Source organism: Nocardioides sp. Root1257 (assembly GCF_001425175.1).
In the GTDB taxonomy this organism is placed as follows: domain Bacteria; phylum Actinomycetota; class Actinomycetes; order Propionibacteriales; family Nocardioidaceae; genus Nocardioides.
The window spans coordinates 89,974-109,638 of sequence record NZ_LMDV01000009.1 but is presented as its reverse complement, the minus strand read 5'-3'; the positions used below and the strand labels follow the sequence as shown (position 1 = coordinate 109,638).

The following is a 19,665-nucleotide window of genomic DNA, read 5'->3' as shown; positions in this document are numbered from 1 at the left end:
GAGGCACACGACCTTCCGGGAGGAAAACCATGGTGACGAGACGGATCACCTTGACTGTGGCCGCCGCCGCGACGATCGCGCTGGCGGCCTCTTCATTCGCACCCGCCAGCGCCGGTCACGGCGACCACTCGCGTCACGGGCACCACGACGCGGAGCTCCGCACTGTCGTCGACGGACTCGACGGCCCGCGCGGCGTCGACGCCCTCGGGCACGGCCTGACGCTCGTGACCGAGACGGACGGCACGTTCAGCCTGGTCATCGAGGGCAGGCGGGGCTGGCACGGCCAGCACAAGCACGGCCGCTACCGGCACACCAGGGAACCGCAGGTCATCGAGCTCGGCCAGCTGCCGACGTCGTTCGCCCCGGCCATCGCCGCCGGGAAGCACGGCACCGTATGGCTGCTCACCGGCGGCGGGGCCCCGCCCGAGGACGACCCGCAGGTCGCGAGCCTGGCAGCCGACGAGCCGACCCCCGCCGCCGGCGCGACGCTCTTCAAGTGGCGCCCCGGCTGGGACGCGCCGGTCGCGTTCGCCGACATCGCCGCCTACCAGGCGACCGACCCCGACCCGTACGACCTCGAAGGTGTCCCCGAGGACAGCAACCCGTTCGGTCTCGCCGCCCTCGACGACGGGGGCGTGCTGGTGGCCGATGCGGCCGGCAACGACCTGCTCCGCGTCTCCAGGAGCGGCGAGATCTCGACGGTCGCGCGGCTGAAGCCCCGCGAGGTCGTGACCCCCGAAGGCCTGCCCGGCGCAGGGACGACCGTGCCGGCGGAGGCCGTCGCGACGTCGGTGACCGTCGGCGACGACGGGTACTGGTACATCGGCGAGCTCCGTGGCTACCCCGCCACCCCGGGCACCTCCGAGATCTGGAAGGTGCGTGCCGGGACGACGGACGCCACCTGCGACCCGGAGAGCCCCTGGGGCGCGTGCAAGCGGTACGCCGACGGGCTGACCTCGATCGTGGATCTCGGCGCCGGACCGAAGGGCATCTACGCGGTCACTCTCTCGAAGATGAGCTGGCTCGCCGTCGAGAGCCCGACGCCCGTGCCCGGTGCGGAGATCGGTGGGCTGTTCCTGGTGAGCTCCGGCCACCGCGGACACCACCACTACCGCGGAGGTCACGGGTCGCACGGGTCCGCGACGATCACCGAGCTCGTGCCCGACCAGCTGGTCCTGCCGGGAGGGGTCGACGTCGCCGGCGACCCGTACATCGTCGGTCCGGTCTTCGGGCCGGGATCGTTGATGAAGATCAGCTAGCCGTCGCGGTCGGCGGCCGTCTCGTCAGTCCGGGATGGCCGCCGGCTCGCCGGTCTTGAAGAGGGTGGCGAGGTAGATGACGATCGGCACCGAGCCGGCGTTGCGGGCGTGGTGGACCTCGCCCTGCTCCTCGCGCAGCCACAGACCGGCGCGGACCCGGTAGGTCTGGCCGGGCTTGAGGCGCTTGACGACCGTCGGGTCGTCGCCGGTGCCCTTCAGGACCGTCGCGGTGCCGGACTCGACGGTGTAGGTCAGCGCTCCCTCGGCGATGTAGCCGAGCTGGGCGCCGGGGTGGTGGTGCGAGGCGAGCTGCGCGCCTGGCATCACCACGACCCGGCTGAGGCCCAGGGTGCGCTTCGGAGCGCCTGGAGGAGCGGTCACCTCGGCGAGCGACTGGCGGGTGACCACGACCGGGGCCGGGTCGTCGGCGGCCGCGGCGGACACGGCGATGCCGGCGCCGAACCCGGAGCCGATCAGGGCCAGGCCGGCGAGGGGGACCAGGAGACGCTTCATGCCCAGGAGCGTAGGGGCCCCGGGGGTCTCTCGGGGTCGGTTCCGGGGTGCTCCCCGATGTGCGCGACCCGGCGTACGACGGAGGGTGGAGCCATGATCCGAGCCCACCAACTCACCAAGCGATTCGGGGACCGGAACGCCGTCGACGGCATCGACTTCGTCGTCGAGCCCGGCCGCGTCACCGGCTTCCTCGGCCCCAACGGCGCCGGCAAGTCGACGACGATGCGGATGATCCTCGGCCTCGACGCACCGACCTCCGGCACGGTCAGCGTCAACGGGCACCGGTACGCCGCGTCGCCCGCGCCGCTGCGTGAGATCGGCGCTCTCCTCGACGCGCACGCCATCCACCCGGGCCGGTCCGCCCGGGACCACCTGCGGTGGATGGCGGCGTCCAACGGCATCCCGACCACGCGGGTGGGCGAGGTGCTCGACCTGGTCGGCCTGGACTCGGTGGCCGGGCAGCGGGCGGGCCGGTTCTCGCTCGGCATGGGCCAGCGGCTCGGCATCGCCGCCGCGATGCTCGGCGACCCGCCGGTGGTCGTGCTCGACGAGCCCGTCAACGGACTCGACCCCGAGGGTATCCGTTGGGTGCGCACCTTCGCGCGTCAGCTCGCCGACGAGGGCCGGACCGTCTTCATCTCCAGCCACCTGATGTCGGAGATGGCGCTGATGGCTGACCACCTGCTGGTGATCGGTCGCGGCTCGATCCTGGCCGACTGCTCGATGACCGAGTTCATGACCGACCACGCTGCGTCGTACGTCCGGCTCAAGGCGCCCGCCCTCGGCGATGTCGCGAACTTGCTATCCGGTCGCGGGCTCGACGTCACCCGCGTCGACGACGAGGTCCGGGTCGGCGGCCTCGACGCCGCGTCCATCGGTGACCTCCTCTTCTCGCGCGGGCTCGCGCTGCACGAGCTCACGCTGGTGCGGTCCTCGCTCGAGGACGCCTTCATGGCCCTGACCGCCGACAGCGTGGAGTACCACGCCACCTCCGCCTCGGAAGGAGCCGCACGATGACCGCGACGCTGATGGAGTCCGGCGCCGTCGTCGAGCGCACCGACGTACGCCAGCCGGGCACGGCCGCCGTGCTGCGCTCGGAGTGGCTCAAGCTCACGACCGTGCGCTCGACCTGGTGGACCCTGCTCGCGACGTTCGTCCTCGGCGCCGGGCTCACCGTCCTGCTGTGCTGGGGCAACGCCGAGTGGCTGGCCTCGCCGGAGGCCGACGAGTCGCCGGGCTCGTTCATCACCTGGGGGATGATGATCGCCCAGATCACCGCCGTGGTGCTGGGTGCGCTCGTCGTCACGACGGAGTACGGCACCGGGATGATCCGGACGACCTTCGCCGCCGTACCGGCCCGTGGTCGCGTGCTGGCCGCGAAGTCCCTGGTCGTCGTCGCCCTGCTCTTCGTCGTCGGCACGATCACCGCGCTCGTCGGCTACGTCGGCGGCAACTACTTCCTCGACCGCGAGGGCATCGGGATGGCGCTCGAGGGCGACGTGCTGCGGGCGATGTACGGCTCCGGCCTCTACCTCGCCGGCATCGGCCTCTTCACCGTCGCCGTCGGCTTCCTGCTGCGGCACACGGCCGGCACGATCTCGATCGTCCTGGCGCTGATGCTGATCCTCGGCAACATGGTCAACCTGGTGCCAGGCGAGTTCGGCGAGTGGCTGACCAAGCTGATGCCCGGCAACGCCGGCTCCGCGATCTCCACGCCGGTCTCGTTCAACCCCGACCTGCTCGAGCCCTGGACCGGCTTCGCCGTCTTCGGCCTGGAGACCGCCGCGCTGCTCCTGCTCGCGTGGGTGATGGTCCGGCGCCGCGACGCCTGAGCACGGTGTCGGCCGCGCCCCGTAGGGTGCGGCCGTGGCGCTCCACCTGCACCGCGCACCGCGCACCGACCAGCTCGCCGACGCCCTCGGCGAGCTGCTCGCGTCGCCCCTCGACGACCCGTTCGCCGAGGAGGTCGTGGTGGTGCCGGCCAAGGGCGTGGAGCGCTGGCTGACCCAGCGGCTGAGCCACCGGCTCGGCACCGGCCCGCGCGGCGGCGACGGGGTGTGCGCGGGCGTCCGCTTCCTCAACCCGCGGAGCCTCGTGAGCCTGCTGCTCGGCCGCGAGCGCGACGACCCGTGGGACCCCGAGCGCCTGGTCTGGCCGCTGCTCGCGACCATCGACGACTGTCTCGACCAGCCGGGCTTCGAGGCGTTGACCGCGCACCTCGAGGGCGAGATGCGCCGCAACCGTCGCTACTCGGTCGCGATCCGGCTGGCGCACCTCTTCGCGTCGTACGCCGTGCAGCGACCCAGCCTCGTGACCGGCTGGCGCGAGGGCGACGACGGCGACCTCGCCGACGACCTGCTCTGGCAGGCCGAGCTGTGGCGGCGGCTGCTGCCCCGGGTCGCGGCGCCACCGCCCGACGTGCGTCACGCCGAGACGGTCGCCGCACTGCGGTCCGGGGGCGACGGACTGCCGCTGCCCGCGCGGCTCTCGCTCTTCGGTCACACGCGCATCCCGGTCACGGAGCTGGAGCTGCTCGAGGCGCTCGGCGAGCACCGCGACGTCCACCTCTTCCTGCCCCAGCCGTCGCCCGCCCTCTGGGACGACCTCGTCGGGCTCGGCGGCGTCGTGCCGCGCGACGAGGACACCTCCGTCGAACGGGTCGGCCACCCGCTGCTGGCCTCCCTCGGCCGCGACGCGCGCGAGCTGCGGCGCACGCTCGGCGGGATCGAGGCCGACGTCGTCGCCGCCACGGCCGACACCCCGGACACCCTGCTCGGCTGGCTCCAGCGCGACCTGCGCGCCAACCACGCCCCGTCGTACGACGAGCGCGCGGGTCGGCACCTCGACGCCGCCGACCGCAGCCTGCAGGTGCATGCCTGCCACGGCCCCGCGCGCCAGGTCGACGTGCTGCGCGAGGTGCTGGTCGGGATGCTCGAGGACGACCCGACGCTCGAGCCGCGCGACATCCTCGTGATGTGCCCGGACGTGGAGACCTACGCGCCGCTGGTCTCGGCCGGGTTCGGGCTCGCGACCGGCGGCCACCCGGCCCACGAGCTCCGGGTCAAGCTCGCCGACCGGGCGCTCACCAGCACCAACCCGCTGCTCGCGGTGGCCGGCACGCTGCTCGAGCTGTCCGGTGGCCGGGTGACGGCGGCCGACGTGCTCGACCTGGCGGCGAGCGAGCCCTGCCGGCGCAGGTTCGGGTTCACCGACGACGACCTCGATCGCGCCGCGCGCTGGGTGGCGCGCGCCGGGGTCCGCTGGGGCCTCGACGCCGAGTCCCGCGGGGCGTTCGCGATGGAGCGATTCCCTCACAACACCTGGCGGATGGGCCTCGACCGGATCCTGCTCGGCGTCGCGATGAGTGGCGACGACCACCGTCATCTCGGCCGCGGGCTGCCGCTCGACGACGTCGGCAGCAACGAGATCGACCTCGCCGGCCGGCTCGCCGAGCTGGTCGCCCGGCTCGACGCGTGCCTGACCGGGCTCGGCGAGGCCCGCACGGTCGCGGAGTGGACCGAACGGCTGCGCGACGGCGTACGCGCCCTGACCGATGTGTCGGCGGACGACGCCTGGCAGCTGCCGCAGTTCGAGCGCGAGCTGGCTCGGGCGGCGGTCTCCTCCCACGAGGGCGAGCTCGAGCTGCGGCTGCCCGACATGCGCGCGCTGCTGCAGTCCCGGCTGGCGGGCCGTCCGACCCGGGCCAACTTCCGCACCGGCACGCTCACCGTCTGCACGATGGTGCCGATGCGGTCGGTGCCGCACCGCGTGGTCTGCCTGGTCGGCCTCGACGACGGCGTCTTCCCGCGGGCCGGGTCGGTCGACGGCGACGACGTGCTCGGCCGGCGTCCGCGCACCGGTGAGCGCGACCTGCGCAGCGAGGACCGCCAGCTCCTGCTCGACGCCGTGCTGGCCGCGAGCGAGCACCTCGTCATCACCTACACCGGCGCCAACGAGCAGTCGGGGGCGAAGCGGCCCCCCGCCGTACCCCTCGGCGAGATCCTCGACGCCGCTGACCGCACGACGGCCGAGCCGGTGCGCGAGCGGATCGAGACGCGGCACCCGCTGCAGCCCTACGACGCGCGCAACTTCGAGCCGCGGCGGCCCTTCAGCTTCGACACCGCGTCGCTCGCCGGCGCGCGGTCGGCGTGGAGCGTGCGGCACGAGCCGCCGCCGCTGCTCGACGGACCGCTGCCGCCGCGTGCCCGCGAGGACGTCTCCCTGCAGGACCTCAAGACGTTCCTCGCCCAGCCGGTGCGCGCGTTCCTGCGCGAGCGGCTCGACGTGGCCACGCCGTTCGCCCCCGACGACCTCGCCGACGCGATCCCGGTCAGCCTCGACAGCCTCGAGAAGTGGCAGATCGGCGACCACCTGCTGCGCGAGCTGCTGGCCGGCCAGGACCCGGTCGCGGTGATGACCGCCGAGCAGCTGCGCGGGACGCTCCCGCCGGGCGGCCTCGGCACGGCTGCCCTCGACGAGGTGGTGCGCGAGTGCCAGAAGCTGTGGGCCAGTGCCGCCGTCGTACGCGAGGGGGAGCGGCGCTCCGTCGACGTGGACGTCGACCTCGGTGACGGCCGGCGCCTGACCGGCACCGTGCCCGGCGTCTACGGCACCCGCGTCGTCTCGCTCGGCTACTCGCGCCTCGGCGCGCGGCAGCGGCTCGAGGCGTGGGTCGACCTGCTGGCGCTGAGCGCCTCCCACCCCGACCAGCACTGGACCTCCCACGCGATCGGGCGCGAGCGCGCCGGCCCGAAGCGCGCCCTGGCGGGCCCGCTCGACCACCGAGCCGTCGACTGGCTGCGTGACCTGCTCGACCTCCGCGACCGCGGGCTGTGCGCACCCCTGCCGGTGCCGGTGAAGACCGGAGCCGCCTGGGCCGAGGCACACGCACGCGAGCTGATGGGGCAGGACGTCCCACCGGTCGAGGCCGCGCGCCGCGAGTGGGAGACGGATCCCCACAACCAGTTCGGCATCGAGGGGGAGGACGCCAATCCCTACCACCGCCGGGTCTACGGGCCGGGCGCCCCGGTCGAGGTGCTGCTCGACGCGGGCCTGGGCGAGTACGCCTGGCGGATCTGGGAGCCGCTGCTGACGGGTGCCGAGAGGGTGGGTCCGCTGTGACCACCCCGATGCGCCCGTTCTCGATCACCGACGACCTGCCCACCGGCACCGTCCTCCTCGAGGCGAGCGCCGGCACCGGCAAGACCTGGACGATCGGCGCGCTCGTGACCCGGTACGTCGCCGAGGGCGTCGCCCGGCTCGAGCAGATGCTGGTCGTCACCTTCGGCCGGGCCGCGAGCCAGGAGCTCCGCGAGCGGGTCCGGGCACAGCTGGTCGAGGCCGAGCGGGTGCTGAGCGACGACCCGGTCGCGGTCGTGGGTGCCGCACCGGACTCCGACCTCGTCACCCTGCTGCGCGGGTGGGACCCCGAGCAGCGGCGACTCGGGCACCGTCGCGTCGCCGAGGCGCTGGCCGGCTTCGACGCGGCCACCATCGCCACCACCCACCAGTTCTGCTCGATGGTGCTGGACTCGCTCGGGGTCGCCGGCGACTCAGACTCCCGCGCGCGGCTCGTCGAGGACCTCGACGACCTGGTGAAGGAGACGGTCGACGACCTCTACCTCCGCGCCTTCGCGTTCGACGCCGAGCCACCGGTCTTCACCCACGCGGAGGCGCTCGCCATCGCGCGGGCGGCGGTCGGCGACCCGCAGGCCACCCTCCAGCCCGCCGACGAGGACCGCTCGACGCCGGTCGGCCGTCGGGTCAGCTTCGCCCGCACCGTCCGCGAGGAGCTCGACCGGCGCAAGCGCCGCCTCGGCATCTTGTCCTACGACGACCTGCTCACCCAGCTCGCCGACGCCCTCGTCGACGCGGACGGCCCGGCCGCGCAGCGGATGCGGCAGCGGTGGAGCATCGTGCTCGTCGACGAGTTCCAGGACACCGACCCGGTGCAGTGGCAGGTCCTCGACCGGGCGTTCACCGGGCACGCGACGATGGTGCTGATCGGCGACCCCAAGCAGGCGATCTACGCATTCCGCGGCGGCGACGTCACGACGTACCTCCAGGCGGCGGACACCGCCCAGGTCAAGCAGACGCTGTCGGTCAACTGGCGCAGCGACCGGCCGCTGCTCGACTCGTTCCAGCGGCTGCTCGCCGGTGCGGCGCTCGGCGACGACCGGATCGTGGTCCGCGACGTCGAGGCGCACCACGACGAGAGCCGCCTCGTCGGGGCGCCCGCGCCGTCGCCGTTCCGGGTCCGCGTCGTACGCCGCGAGGAGCTCGGCCGGCGCGGCAACGCGTCCCTCGCCGTCGGTCTGGTCCGTCCGCACGTCGCGCGCGACCTCGCCCTCGACGTACGCCGGCTGCTCGCCTCGGGCGCGACCTTCGAAGGTCGCCCGGTCCGGCCGCGCGACGTGGCGGTCATCTCCTACCGGCACGCCGACCTGGCCGCCGTACGCGAGGCGCTGCTGGCGGTCGGCGTGCCCGCCGTGATCGCCGGCGGCGGCAGCGTGTTCGCGACCCCGGCCGCCGTGGAGTGGCTGACCCTCCTCGAGGCGCTGGAGCAGCCGCACCGCAGTGCCCGGGTGCGCGCCGCCGCGCTGACCTGCTTCCTCGGGCACACGGCCGAGGAGCTCGACGCGGGCGGCGACGACCTCACCGACGACGTCGCCGAGACATTGCGCGCCTGGGTCGAGCTGTTCACGACGCGCGGTGTCGCCGCGGTGCTCGAGGCGGCCAACGTGGCCGGTCTGCCTGAGCGGGTGCTGGCCGAGGTGGGCGGCGACCGCCGGCTCACCGACCTGCGCCACATCGGCGAAGCGCTGCACGAGGTGATGCTCAGCGAGCGCCACGGCCCCGTGTCCCTGCTGACCTGGCTGCGCGCGCAGGTCGCGGAGGGCCGCGCCGGCCGCGGCGTCGAGCGCACCCGCCGCCTCGACTCCGACGCGGCCGCCGTGCAGCTGGTGACGATCCACGCGAGCAAGGGGCTCGAGTACCCCGTCGTCTACCTCCCCGCGGTCGCCGACCGCTTCGTCCCGAAGCCCACGCGCCCGCTCTTCCACGACGACGCGGGCACCCGCTGCCTCAACGTCGGTGGCGGCGGCGCGCACTGGGCCGACGACTGCCGGCGCTGGGCCGACGAGGAGGCCGGGGAGTGGCTGCGCCTGCTGTACGTCGCGATCACCCGCGCCAAGTCGCAGGTCGTCTGCTGGTGGGCGCCGACCAAGAACGCCGTCGCCTCGCCGCTGCACCGGATGCTGATGCGCGACCCGGACTCCGCCGTCGTGCCGGAGTCGCCCGCGGTCCCCGACGACGACGCCGTCGTGACGATGTTCGCCGCGTGGCGCGACCGGGGCGGCCCGTCCCCGGAGCCCGCGGTGCACGCCGACCCCGGCGCCGACCCGCCGGTGCCCGACCCGCCCACCCTCGTCGCGCGCACGTTCACCCGGGCCGTCGACACCGAGTGGCGGCGTGCGTCGTACTCCTCGCTGAGCAAGGTCGAGCCGGTCGCCGGCACGACCGGGGCCGTCGCCAGCGAGCCCGAGTACGGCGCCAAGGACGACGAGCCCGTGGATCCGGTCGAGGACGTCGTGGCGGAGCCGCTGCCCGACGACGTGCCGTCGCCGATGGCCGGCCTGCCCGTCGGTGCGACGTTCGGGTCACTGGTGCACGCCGTGCTCGAGCACACCGACCCGGACGCGCCCGACCTGCGCGCGGAGCTGCTCGGCCACATCGACGAGCAGCTCGGCTGGTGGCCCGTCGACCTCGACCGCGAGGAGCTGGCGGACGCCCTCGTGGCGGTCTGCGACTCGCCGCTCGGCCCGCTCGCCGGCACCACCCTGCGGCAGCTGCCGCTCACCGACCGGCTGCGCGAGATGGACTTCGAGCTGCCGCTCGGCGGGCCGGCCGGCGACACCGTCCTCGGCGCGATCGGGCCGCTGCTCGAGCGGCACCTGCCGCCCGGCGACCCGGTCCGCGCGTACGCCGACTCCCTCGCCGGACCGCTCGGCGAGCAGACCCTGCGCGGCTACCTCACGGGGTCGGTCGACGTGGTGCTCCGGCTGCGCACCGAGGCCGGACCGCGCTACCTCGTCGTCGACTACAAGACGAACTGGCTCGGCCCGATGGACGAGCCGCTGACCGCCCACAGCTACCGACCCGAGGCGCTCGACGCCGCGATGGGTCACTCCGACTACCCGCTCCAGGCGCTGCTGTACGCCGCTGTCCTGCACCGCTTCCTCCGCTGGCGCCAGCCCGGCTACGACCCGGCCGTCCACCTCGGCGGCGTGCTCTACCTCTACCTGCGCGGCATGTGCGGACCCGACACCCCGCTGGTCGACGGCGCCCCGTGCGGGGTCTTCGCCTGGCAGCCTCCCGTCGCCCTCGTCGAGGAGCTCTCCGACCTCCTGGACGGTGCGACGTGACCGAGCTCTGGGAGCCGACCGGCGAGCAGGACTGGCGGATCGCGACCGGCGCAGTTGGCCTGCTGGCCGCCTTCAACGAGGCCGGGGTGCTGACCGCCTCCGACCTGCACGTCGCCACCCGGATCGGCGCGCTCGGCGGCGAGGAGGACGAGCGGGTGCTGCTGGCCGTCGCCCTGGCGGTGCGCGCCGTACGCCGTGGCTCGGTCTGCCTCGACCTCGCGACGGTGCCCGAGACCGCGCCCGACCTGGCCTGGCCGGCGCCGGCAGAGTGGACGACCGCGATCGAGGCCTCGCCGCTGCTGGCCGCCGGGGTCGTCCGCTGGGAGCTCGGGCTGCTCTACCTCGACCGCTACCACCGGCTGGAGACCCAGGTGCACGACGACCTGGCGCTCCGGCTCGCGCAGGCGCCGCCGCCCGTCGACGAGGCCCGGCTCGACGCGGCGCTGGCGAAGGTCCGCGCCGGTCACTTCAGCGACGAGCAGGAGGCGGCGGTCGCGGCGGCCGTGCGCCGGCGTACGACGATCCTGACCGGCGGGCCCGGCACCGGGAAGACCACCACGGTCGCCCGCCTGCTCGCGCTCCTGGCCGACCAGGCCGGCGGCGGGCTCGCGATCGCGCTGGCAGCACCGACCGGCAAGGCCGCGACCCGTCTCCAGGAGGCCGTCGCCACCGAGCTGGCCGACGTCGCCCGGACCTGGCCCGAGGCGCCCGATCTCGTCGGCCGGCTGGAGGGCCTGACGCTGCACCGCCTCCTCGGCTGGAGGCCCGACAACGCGACGCGCTTCCGGCACGACCGCGGCAACCGGCTCAAGTACGACGTCGTCGTGGTCGACGAGTCGTCGATGGTCGAGCTCACCATGATGGGGCGGCTGCTCGAGGCACTGCGACCCGACTGCCGGCTCGTGCTGGTCGGCGACCCGCGACAGCTCACGTCGGTCGGCGCGGGTGCCGTGCTCAGCGACCTGGTCGCCGGCTACGAGGCGCGTGCCGACTCGCCGGTCTCCGCGCTGACCGAGAACTTCCGCTCCGAGGAGGACATCAAGGCGCTCGCCGCCGCGCTCCGCGAGGGCGACGCCGACGAGGTGCTCCGGGTGCTGCGGGCGCCGTCCGAGCAGGTCTCCTTCGTCGAGGCCGACGACGAGGCCGCGATCGAGGCGGCGCTGCGCCCGGACTCGGTCGCGGCCGGCCGGGCGGTGTGGGCGGCCGCGACGCAGGAGGACCCGGCCCGCGCGCTGGCCGAGCTCGACCGCTACCGGCTGCTCTGCGCGCACCGCGAGGGGCCCTACGGCGTACGCCGCTGGAACCACCTGGTCGAGCGGTGGCTGGCCGAGGACCCGGAGATCGAGATCTGGGGGGAGTGGTACGTCGGCCGGCCGCTGCTCGTGACCAGCAACGACTACGCGCTCGACGTCTACAACGGCGAGACCGGGGTGGTGGTGCGCCAGGACGGGCGCAGCCGCGCGTTCGTCGCGGGGTCGGAGCGGCTCAAGCAGTTCGCCCCCGGCCGCCTCGACGCCGTCGAGACCATGCACGCCATGACGATCCACAAGAGCCAGGGCAGCCAGGCCGACCGGGTGACGGTGCTGCTGCCCGACGAGGGGTCGCGACTGCTGACCCGCGAGCTCTTCTACACGGCGGTCACCCGGGCCCGCACCCACGTGCGCGTGGTCGGCACCGAGGCCGCCGTCCGCGCCGCCGTCGAGACCCGGGCGCAGCGTGCCACCGGGCTGCGGCTCCGCCTGGCCGGCGACTGACTGCTGATACAGGGAAACGCCGCCGCAATCTGATCGGGCTAGGGTCGAGTCAGATTGGAGTCTGAGATGCCCTTCCTGCTGCGCGTGGAGCTGCCCGACGTCCCGGGATCCCTGGGTCGGCTCGCGGGCGCCATCGGTGAGGCCGGCGGCGACATCGAGGCGATCGAGATCGTCGAGAAGCGCCACGACGGCACGGCCGTCGACGACGTGCTCCTCGAGATCGCGCCCGGCACCATGCCCGACTCCGTCGTCTCCGCCGTCAACGGCCTCGACGGCGTGGTCGTCGTCTGGATCAGCCGGTACGCCGCCGGCGGCAACCTCTTCCTCGACCTCGAGGCGGTCGAGGAGCTGACCGCCGACCCCGAGGGCGCGCTGGACCGCCTGATCGACCTGCTGCCGGTGACCTTCCGGGCGGACTGGGCCGTGCGGGTGAGCAAGGCCGACGGGATCGTCTACACGACCGAGGCGGCGCCGTCCGACCTCACCTGGCTGCCCATCGAGCGGGCCGAGCTGATCGACACCGACGACGAGAACACCGTCGCCTGCGCGGCCCGGCTCAACAAGACCGAGGTCGTGGTCATCGGCCGCCGCGGCGGCCCGGACTTCCTCGACTCCGAGATCGCCCGGCTCGGCCACCTGGTCGGCCTCGCGATGTCGATCACCCGCAGCGCGAAGGCGCCCGCGCACTGACGCCACGTGCGAGACGCCCCGCCCGAGGATCTCGAGCGGGGCGTCTGCGTGGTCGGATCAGCGGTGGTAGGGCTTGTACTTCGACCGGCCGATCTGCGCGGCGGTGAGGTACGGGCCGGCCCCGATCGGGAAGGTCGCCGACTGCATGAAGTGGTCGGAGGCGAACTTCGTGCCCGAGTTGTAGAAGTGGTTCGTGTACCCGTACGACCCCTGCGGAGCGCCGAGGCTCATCAGGTAGTCACGACGGAACGGGCCGGGCTTGACCGGGAAGTCGAAGTCGTTCGTGGTCGGGTAGGCGGCACCGGAGACCGTCGTCGTCGCGAACCCGTCGTACCAGCCGTCCGCGACCAGCGTCCGGTGCACGTTGTTGTCGGGTTTGGTGTTGCTGGTCGAGTTGAAGTCGCCGCCCAGGTAGACACCTCGGCCCGAGGCTGCCAGCAGGGCGAGCTGCGCGTTGATGTAGTCGGTCTGCTTCTGGCGCATGTCGTAGAGCCGGGTCTGGCCGGGCTTGTCCGCTCCGGACTGCAGGTGCGCCGACGCGACGTAGAACTCCTCGCCGGTCGCCCTGACGCGCAGCAGCGCCCAGGGCATGAAGCGGGTCTGCGTCGGCGAGAACGCCGGCGGCTGGACGTAGCCGGTCTTCACGACCGAGTAGCGCGACGTGTCGACGATGATGCGCGAGCCCTGGCTGCCGATGGCGAGGCCGCGGGCGTTGGTGTAGAGACCCTGGACCGAGAGCTTGTACTTCTTCGGCAGGCGGTTGGCGATGTCCTGGAACTGCCAGAGCTTGCCGGCGACCCGGAGCTTCGCGGCGCCGGAGGACTCCTGCAGGAGGACGACGCCGGGGGCGGTGGCCTTGATCGTCGCGACGATCTTCTTGCGCCGCACGTTCCACGAGATCAGGGTCTTCTTGTCCTTGCGGTCGGCCGCACGCCAGATGCGCGTGTTGAACGTCGCCATCTTGATGGTGCTGCCGGTGGCCGGCGGGACGACGGGTGTGGGCTTGATCCACGTCGTCGGCGTACCGCTGTTCTTCCCGTTGCCGTGCCGGTCGATCAGCACCGTCACGAAGGTGTAGTCGCCCGAGGCGGGGGTGACGAGGTCGGCGTGCGGCACGTCGAGCTCGGTCTGCGCGCCGTTGCCCGGCACGTCGAACGTCTGCACGTGGGTCTTCGACCCTCGGTCGGTCGCGATCTGCACCTTGTAGGTGGAGCCGACTCCGACGGCGGGGTCCCAGTCCACGTGGATCGTGCCGTCACCGTTGTTGGTGAGCTTCACGTGGAGGTCGCCCGCCTGGGCGGGGGCGGTGGCGCCGAGGAGGAGCGAGCTGCTGATCAGGGCAGAGGCGAGCCCCGCGACGATGAGCCGTGTGCGCATGTCACTTCCAGAGGTAGAGGGAGCATGTGGTACGAGGATCGAGTGTAGGCAGCAGATCGGCCGAAAGTTCAAAGAACGGAGCACCTCGGCCCATCGCGGTCACGGCACGGACTTGATGCGCGTGACGAAGACCGAGCCGAGGATCGCGACCGCGAACGCGCTCAGGTAGAGCACGCAGTAGCCCGTCGAGAAGCCGTCGCCGTCGGTCTCGGTGACCCCGCCCAGGCCCTCGACCACGAGCAGGATCACGGCCGCGATGCCGGGTGCGAACACCTGCGGGAGCGCGTTGGCGATGTTGATGACGCCGAGGTCCTTGCCGCGGTCCTCGGCGCCCGGGAGGACCTGGGTGATCAGCGCGAAGTCGACCGAGACGTAGATGCCGTACCCGATCCCCATCAGGGCCGCCGCGACCACCGCTGCCGGCCACGACTGCGCGATCGCGAGCAGCAGCGTCGCGATGCCCATCACGACGCCGGACCAGATCACGAAGACCTTGCGCTTGCCGCTGCGGTCGCTCCAGACGCCGAACGCGACCGCCGTCGCCATCACGACGACGCCGTAGATGGCCGTCAGGAGGAACACCCGGTCCTCGGCCTGGTGCTTGGTGAAGCCGAGCACGTCCTGCATGTAGTAGAAGAGGTAGAGCAGCCCGAGCGCGTTGCAGAGGTTGACCAGGAAGCGCGTGATCCAGGCCCAGGCGAAGTCGGGGTAGGCGCGCGGCGAGACCCAGAAGGAGCGCAGGAACGCGCCCCAGTCGAACGCCGCCGGCCGCTCGTCGGGTGCCAGCGCGATGTCGTGGGAGTCCAGGCAGTAGGGGATCGTCAGCACCAGCAGCACGGCCGCCGTCACGACGTACCCCGCCGCGATGCTGCCGGTCACCGACGCGATGCCGGTGCCGCCGATGACGCCGACGGTCTGCGCGATCGCGAGGATGCCGCCGATCTTGCCGCGCGAGTGCACCGGCACCTGGTCGGGGATGGTCGCGGTCACGGCGGCGAGCATCGCGTTCAGGGCGGCCTGGACGCCGCACCAGCCGAGCGCCATGACGACGACGCTGTCGGCGACCGACAGCAGCAGCAGCAGTGCGGCCGCGCCACCGAGGGCGCCACCGACCACCCACGGCAGTCGCCGGCCGACGCGCAGCGTGGTGCGGTCGGAGAACGCCCCGAAGACCGGGTTGCAGACCACCGACGTCGCCGCACCGAGCCCCAGGACGATGGCGAGGATCTGCTTCTTGGCGTCGGCGTCGATCGCCTCGGCCTGCTGCGCGAGCAGCACCTGGATCGGGCCGAAGAACCCGGCCCAGAGCCCGATGCTGGCGAGGGTCACGAACGCGACCCAGCGCCCGGGCGGGTTCTCGGTGGGCTCGGCGAGCGCCGAGCGGCGCAGTGCCGGAACCGGCGGGGGCGTGTCGGTGGTCACAGCCGCATTGTGGGGGCAAGCGGGCGCCGGTGGGGTGGTTTCGAGGCTCGCTGCGCTCAGCAGCCGGCGTGGGTGATGTCGCCGTTCTGCCGGTGGCGGGTGCCGGTCGTGAGGGAGTACGCCGAGCAGTACGTCGAGCTCAGCAGGTTGTCGCGGTGCAGGGAGACGGGCGACCACGTGCCGGCCCCGACGGGCTCCAGGTAGCGGAAGGACCGGGCGAGCAGCGGCTTCGACGTGCCGTCCCCGAGGTAGTGGGCCAGCCAGCGCTGCACGTAGACGCTGGTGAGGTCCTGGCCGTAGCGGCTCGCCGGCAGTACCAGCGGGATGTCGGTGTAGTCCAGGTGCGTGGAGGCGTGCGGGACGACCAGTATCGAGTCGACCCCGGCCGCGCGCCACGCGTCGAAGCCGGTCGCCCGCTCGCGGTGCGGGTCCGGGCCGTCGGGCGACGGCTGCGGCATCAGCGAGCTGCCGCCGGAGAGGAACCAGGGCGAGACCGTGAAGCCGTACTCCGACTGCACCGCGAGGGCCGGCACCACCGGCTTGTTGCCGCTGCCGTCGAGGGGTCCGTCCGAGGCGGGGCCCGCGAGCTTGTCGAGCGCGACCACGGTGGCGACCCGGCGGTCGGTGCCCTGCACCTTCGAGACCGCGGCCGCTCCCATCGAGTGGCCGATGATCGCGATCCGTGTGGTGCGTCCGGGCGCCGTCGGGGTCGGGTCCTTCGAGCGGTCGAAGCTGCGCCAGTAGGGGTTGTACGACGAGTACGTGCTCGCCCCCTCGATCGGTGCGTTGGGGTAGTGGTGCCGCGGCGTCGAGGTGAAGAAGTCGAGGGCGTCCTCGGTGCCCACCACGAAGTTGGACAGCTGCTGGAAGGGGACGCCCGGGCAGCCGGTCATCTCGCCGTCGGCCGCCGGCGAGGTCGGGTCGCAGAACGGCAGCGTGTCCTGGTGGAGGGGCGACTCCTGGTGCGGGAGCGTCTCGCTGGTGCCCTGGCCCTGCACGTCGTACGTCAGCACGACGTAGCCGCGCTCGGCGAGGTCCTGGGCGAGCCACGCGTACATGCCCTCGGACCCCTGCACGGATCCCTCGGTGAGGACCACGCCGGGGAACGGTCCGGTCAGGCGGCGCCCGGTGTAGGGGTCACGCGCGTCCCGCAACGGCCGGTAGACGGTGCCCCGCAGGAGTGCGCCGTACCGGTTGGTGAACGCGACCTCCCGGGACCGGCCGCGGGTGCCGTTCCAGCCCGCGCGCAGCGGGTTGCCGACGTTCCACCCGGGCACCAGGTTGCCGGCCGTCAGCGCCAGCCGGGTCGGGGACGCCACCTGGGTGAGCAGCTGGTCGATCGTGCGCTGGGTCGAGGCGGCGACGAGCGCCGGCAGGTACGCCGGGTTGCGCAGCTGGCCGCCGGGGCCGGTGATCCGGCCGTAGGCGTCGGCCATGTGCTGGGCGTCGCCGACCGGGTCGGGTGCCGAGGCGGCGGGCGGGGCCAGCCCGATCGCCAGCCCCGAGACCGCGAGGACGACGGCGGACAGGGCGGCGACGAGCGGGCGCATGGCCGGTCAACGACCGACCATGCCGCCGGGTGACGTCAGGCGCGCTCGAGAAGGAAGACCGGGATCTCCCGGTCGGTCTTCTCCTGGTACTCGGCGTACGGCGCGTACTGCGCAACCGCGCGCTCCCACCACTCGGCCCGCTCCTCGCCCTCGGCGATGCGGACCTTGTAGGTGTGCGGCTCCGGCCCGTCCTGGAGATCGACCTCGGGGTGCTCGACGAAGTTGTAGTACCAGGTCGGGTTCTCGGGCGTGCCGCCCTTGGACGCGACCGCGGCGTACACGCCGTCCTTCTCGACCCGCATCACGGGGTTCTTGCGCAGCTTGCCGGACTTCGCGCCCTTGGACGTGATCACCACGATCGGCCACTCCGGCTTGCCCATCAGGATGTTGGCGCGCTCGCCGTTCGAGGCTTCGTACTCCTCGACCTGGTCGCGGACCCACTTCTCGGGGCTGGGCTCGTACTCGCCTTCAAGAGTCATGCCTCCCACAAGACCACGCCCGGCCGCCCTATTCCAGGGGGAGCGTGGGGCGGCGATAGCGTCTGACCCCATGAGCGCTATCGACGGGGTGTCCGAGATCTTCGACGCCGACGACTGGGACGTGGTGCCCGGTTTCGAGGACCTGACCGACCTCACCTACCACCGGGCGAAGGCGCACGGCACCGTCCGGGTGGCGTTCGACCGCCCCGACATCCTCAACGCGTTCCGCCCGCACACCGTCGACGAGCTGCTGCGGGTGATGGAGCACGCGCGCACCAGCTCCGACGTCGGGTGTGTGCTGCTGACCGGCAACGGACCCAGCGACAAGAACGGCAAGTGGGCGTTCTGCACCGGCGGGGACCAGCGGATCCGCGGCCGCGCCGGCTACCAGTACGCCGACGGGGAGACGGTCGAGACCGTCGACAAGGCCAAGCTCGCGCGACTGCACATCCTCGAGGTCCAGCGGCTGATCCGCTTCATGCCCAAGGTCGTCGTCTGCGTGGTGCCCGGCTGGACCGCCGGCGGCGGCCACAGCCTGCACGTCGTCTGCGACCTGACGATCGCCTCGCTCGAGGAGGCGCGCTTCAAGCAGACCGACGCGGACGTGGGCTCCTTCGATGGAGGCTTCGGCTCGGCGTACCTCGCCCGCCAGGTGGGCCAGAAGTACGCGCGCGAGATCTTCTTCCTCGGCCAGGAGTACTCCGCCGAGGACGGCATGCGGATGGGCACCGTCAACAAGGCCGTGCCGCACGCCGAGCTCGAGAAGACCGCCCTCGAGTGGGGACGCCTCATCAACGGCAAGTCCCCGACGGCCCAGCGGATGCTGAAGTACTCCTTCAACCTCCTCGACGACGGCCTGGTCGGCCAGCAGCTCTTCGCCGGCGAGACCACCCGCCTGGCCTACATGACCGACGAGGCCCAGGAGGGCCGGGACCAGTTCCTCGAGAAGCGCGAGCCCGACTGGTCGCCGTACCCCTGGTACTACTGATCTGGGCTATTTCCGCAGGTCAGAGGCCTATTGGGCCCCAGTGCGTGGCAGATGCGTGGCAAGAACCGCCGCCGCCATCTCCGATGCAGCGGCACGGGTCTTGTCTTCGGCGGTCGGCCAGAGGTGGGCGTAGGTGCTCAGTGTCGTCGTGCCCGAGGAGTGGCCCATCGCGCGCTGGACGGTGACGACGTCGCACCCGGCCGCGATCAGTCCGCTGGCGAAGTAGTGCCGGAGGTCGTGCAGCCGGTGCGACAGCCCGCCGTCGGCGCGTGTGGATCTCCAGCGGTAGTCGACCAGGTTGTCGTGCCACGGTTTGCCGTGTTCGTCGAACAGCCATCGGTCAGACGCTCCAGATGGAGTGTGCTGACGGACGTGCTCGGAGAGGATCGCGACTAGTTCGTCAGGCAGGTAGATGGTCCGCTCCGACTCGTACTTCGGCGGACGAACCACCACGGTGATCCCGCCAGCGGCGTCGACGAGATCGTTGCCTGCGGCGATGTCGGCCCCCTTCGCTCGCTGTAGCTGACGCGTGACTCGCAGCGTGCGGCCGAGGAAGTCGATGTCGCCGACCTGGACTCCGAGCGCCTCACCGCGACGGAGCCCGGCGAAGGCGCACAGGGCGACGTATGCAGTGAATCCGGGGCGCGACCTCGGCCGGTGGGGTGGCTCGGCCGCGTTCAGCAGCTTGGCGACGTCCGCGTGGGTCGGGATGCGCATGGCGGCCTCTGCCTTGCGCTTGCGGGGCAGGACGACGCCGGCCGTCGGGTCGCTGGCGATGAGGCGATCCGCAACCGCCGCGCGGAAGACACCACGCACGATCGTGAACCGGGTGTCGATCGTGCTCGCCGCTAGCCGCGAGGTCATGTTCTTCACCCACGCCTCGATGTGAGAGCGCCGGATCGATCGCAGCTGCAGGTCACCGAACGTCACGCTCGCGGTGGCCAGGTCGGCGTTCTCGCGGGTCGAGGAGAGCCAGATCTGCCTCGGCGCCCAGCCGGCGTAGAAGGCCGCAAAGGTGACCTTCCCGGCGGCCGGGTTGATCCAGTCGCCACGAACGACCTTCGCCTCCTCGGTCGCGACCCAGCGTTTGGCGTCGACCTGACGCTTGAACGACTTCGTGTGCTGCTTGCCGCCTTCGTCGCGGTACGACCCGCGCCAGGATTGGCGTTCCTTCCAGACCCAGCCCATGGCAGTCACTCCTTCTGAGATC

At 72.6% G+C, this 19,665-nt stretch carries 14 protein-coding genes; 8 read left to right on the top strand and 6 right to left on the bottom strand.

Going from position 1 to position 19,665, the window contains the following annotated elements; translation table 11 throughout:
* The first annotated feature begins 32 nt into the window (after positions 1 to 32).
* The gene (locus ASC77_RS14805) at positions 33 to 1,259 is read left to right on the top strand and encodes a ScyD/ScyE family protein (protein WP_162249832.1); all 1,227 of its coding nucleotides are present in this window, start codon (positions 33 to 35) and stop codon (positions 1,257 to 1,259) included.
* Between the two features lie 24 nt (positions 1,260 to 1,283).
* Here ASC77_RS14805 and ASC77_RS14800 read toward each other — a convergent pair whose 3' ends face one another.
* Positions 1,284 to 1,772: a cupin domain-containing protein gene (locus ASC77_RS14800; RefSeq protein WP_056154447.1), complete on the bottom strand. Its 489-nt coding sequence runs from the start codon at positions 1,770 to 1,772 to the stop codon at positions 1,284 to 1,286.
* A gap of 93 nt (positions 1,773 to 1,865) precedes the next feature.
* Between ASC77_RS14800 and ASC77_RS14795 the strand changes: the two genes are divergently transcribed.
* The 6 genes from ASC77_RS14795 (at position 1,866) to ASC77_RS14770 (ending at position 12,639) form a co-directional block, all read left to right on the top strand.
* Positions 1,866 to 2,789, top strand: a complete 924-nt coding sequence (locus tag ASC77_RS14795; protein WP_056154444.1) for an ABC transporter ATP-binding protein — start codon at positions 1,866 to 1,868, stop codon at positions 2,787 to 2,789.
* Positions 2,786 to 3,604, top strand: a complete 819-nt coding sequence (locus ASC77_RS14790; RefSeq protein WP_056154441.1) for an ABC transporter permease subunit — start codon at positions 2,786 to 2,788, stop codon at positions 3,602 to 3,604. Before ASC77_RS14795 ends, ASC77_RS14790 begins: the two co-directional genes overlap by 4 nt.
* Positions 3,605 to 3,638: 34 nt before the next feature.
* A complete protein-coding gene (gene recC, locus ASC77_RS14785) occupies positions 3,639 to 6,893 on the top strand; it encodes an exodeoxyribonuclease V subunit gamma (protein ID WP_056154438.1) in 3,255 nt (1,084 codons plus the stop codon).
* Positions 6,890 to 10,195, top strand: coding sequence for a UvrD-helicase domain-containing protein (locus tag ASC77_RS14780; RefSeq protein ID WP_235547696.1), 3,306 nt, complete (start codon positions 6,890 to 6,892; stop codon positions 10,193 to 10,195). Before recC ends, ASC77_RS14780 begins: the two co-directional genes overlap by 4 nt.
* Entirely contained in the window at positions 10,192 to 11,949 is a 1,758-nt protein-coding gene (gene recD, locus ASC77_RS14775) for an exodeoxyribonuclease V subunit alpha (RefSeq protein WP_056154435.1), read from the top strand. Before ASC77_RS14780 ends, recD begins: the two co-directional genes overlap by 4 nt.
* Before the next feature lie 66 nt (positions 11,950 to 12,015).
* Positions 12,016 to 12,639 (top strand): ACT domain-containing protein, encoded by a 624-nt coding sequence (locus ASC77_RS14770; RefSeq protein ID WP_056154432.1) that lies wholly within the window; start codon positions 12,016 to 12,018, stop codon positions 12,637 to 12,639.
* A 57-nt stretch (positions 12,640 to 12,696) separates the two neighbouring features.
* Here the strand turns inward: ASC77_RS14770 and ASC77_RS14765 are convergent, their stop codons facing one another.
* The 4 genes from ASC77_RS14765 to ASC77_RS14750 form a co-directional block, all read right to left on the bottom strand.
* Entirely contained in the window at positions 12,697 to 14,016 is a 1,320-nt protein-coding gene (locus tag ASC77_RS14765; RefSeq protein ID WP_056154429.1) for an endonuclease/exonuclease/phosphatase family protein, read from the bottom strand.
* Between the two features lie 99 nt (positions 14,017 to 14,115).
* Positions 14,116 to 15,438, bottom strand: a complete 1,323-nt coding sequence (locus tag ASC77_RS14760; RefSeq protein WP_235547694.1) for an MFS transporter — start codon at positions 15,436 to 15,438, stop codon at positions 14,116 to 14,118.
* A gap of 56 nt (positions 15,439 to 15,494) precedes the next feature.
* Positions 15,495 to 16,988, bottom strand: coding sequence for an alpha/beta hydrolase (locus ASC77_RS14755; RefSeq protein ID WP_056154425.1), 1,494 nt, complete (start codon positions 16,986 to 16,988; stop codon positions 15,495 to 15,497).
* Between the two features lie 35 nt (positions 16,989 to 17,023).
* The gene (locus tag ASC77_RS14750; protein ID WP_056154422.1) at positions 17,024 to 17,467 is read right to left on the bottom strand and encodes a nitroreductase family deazaflavin-dependent oxidoreductase; all 444 of its coding nucleotides are present in this window, start codon (positions 17,465 to 17,467) and stop codon (positions 17,024 to 17,026) included.
* 70 nt (positions 17,468 to 17,537) lie between these two features.
* Here ASC77_RS14750 and ASC77_RS14745 point away from each other — a divergent pair, with 70 nt between their 5' ends.
* Positions 17,538 to 18,455, top strand: a complete 918-nt coding sequence (locus ASC77_RS14745) for a 1,4-dihydroxy-2-naphthoyl-CoA synthase (protein ID WP_056154421.1) — start codon at positions 17,538 to 17,540, stop codon at positions 18,453 to 18,455.
* A gap of 27 nt (positions 18,456 to 18,482) precedes the next feature.
* Here ASC77_RS14745 and ASC77_RS14740 read toward each other — a convergent pair whose 3' ends face one another.
* A complete protein-coding gene (locus ASC77_RS14740; protein WP_056154416.1) occupies positions 18,483 to 19,643 on the bottom strand; it encodes a tyrosine-type recombinase/integrase in 1,161 nt (386 codons plus the stop codon).
* Positions 19,644 to 19,665 lie beyond the last annotated feature (22 nt).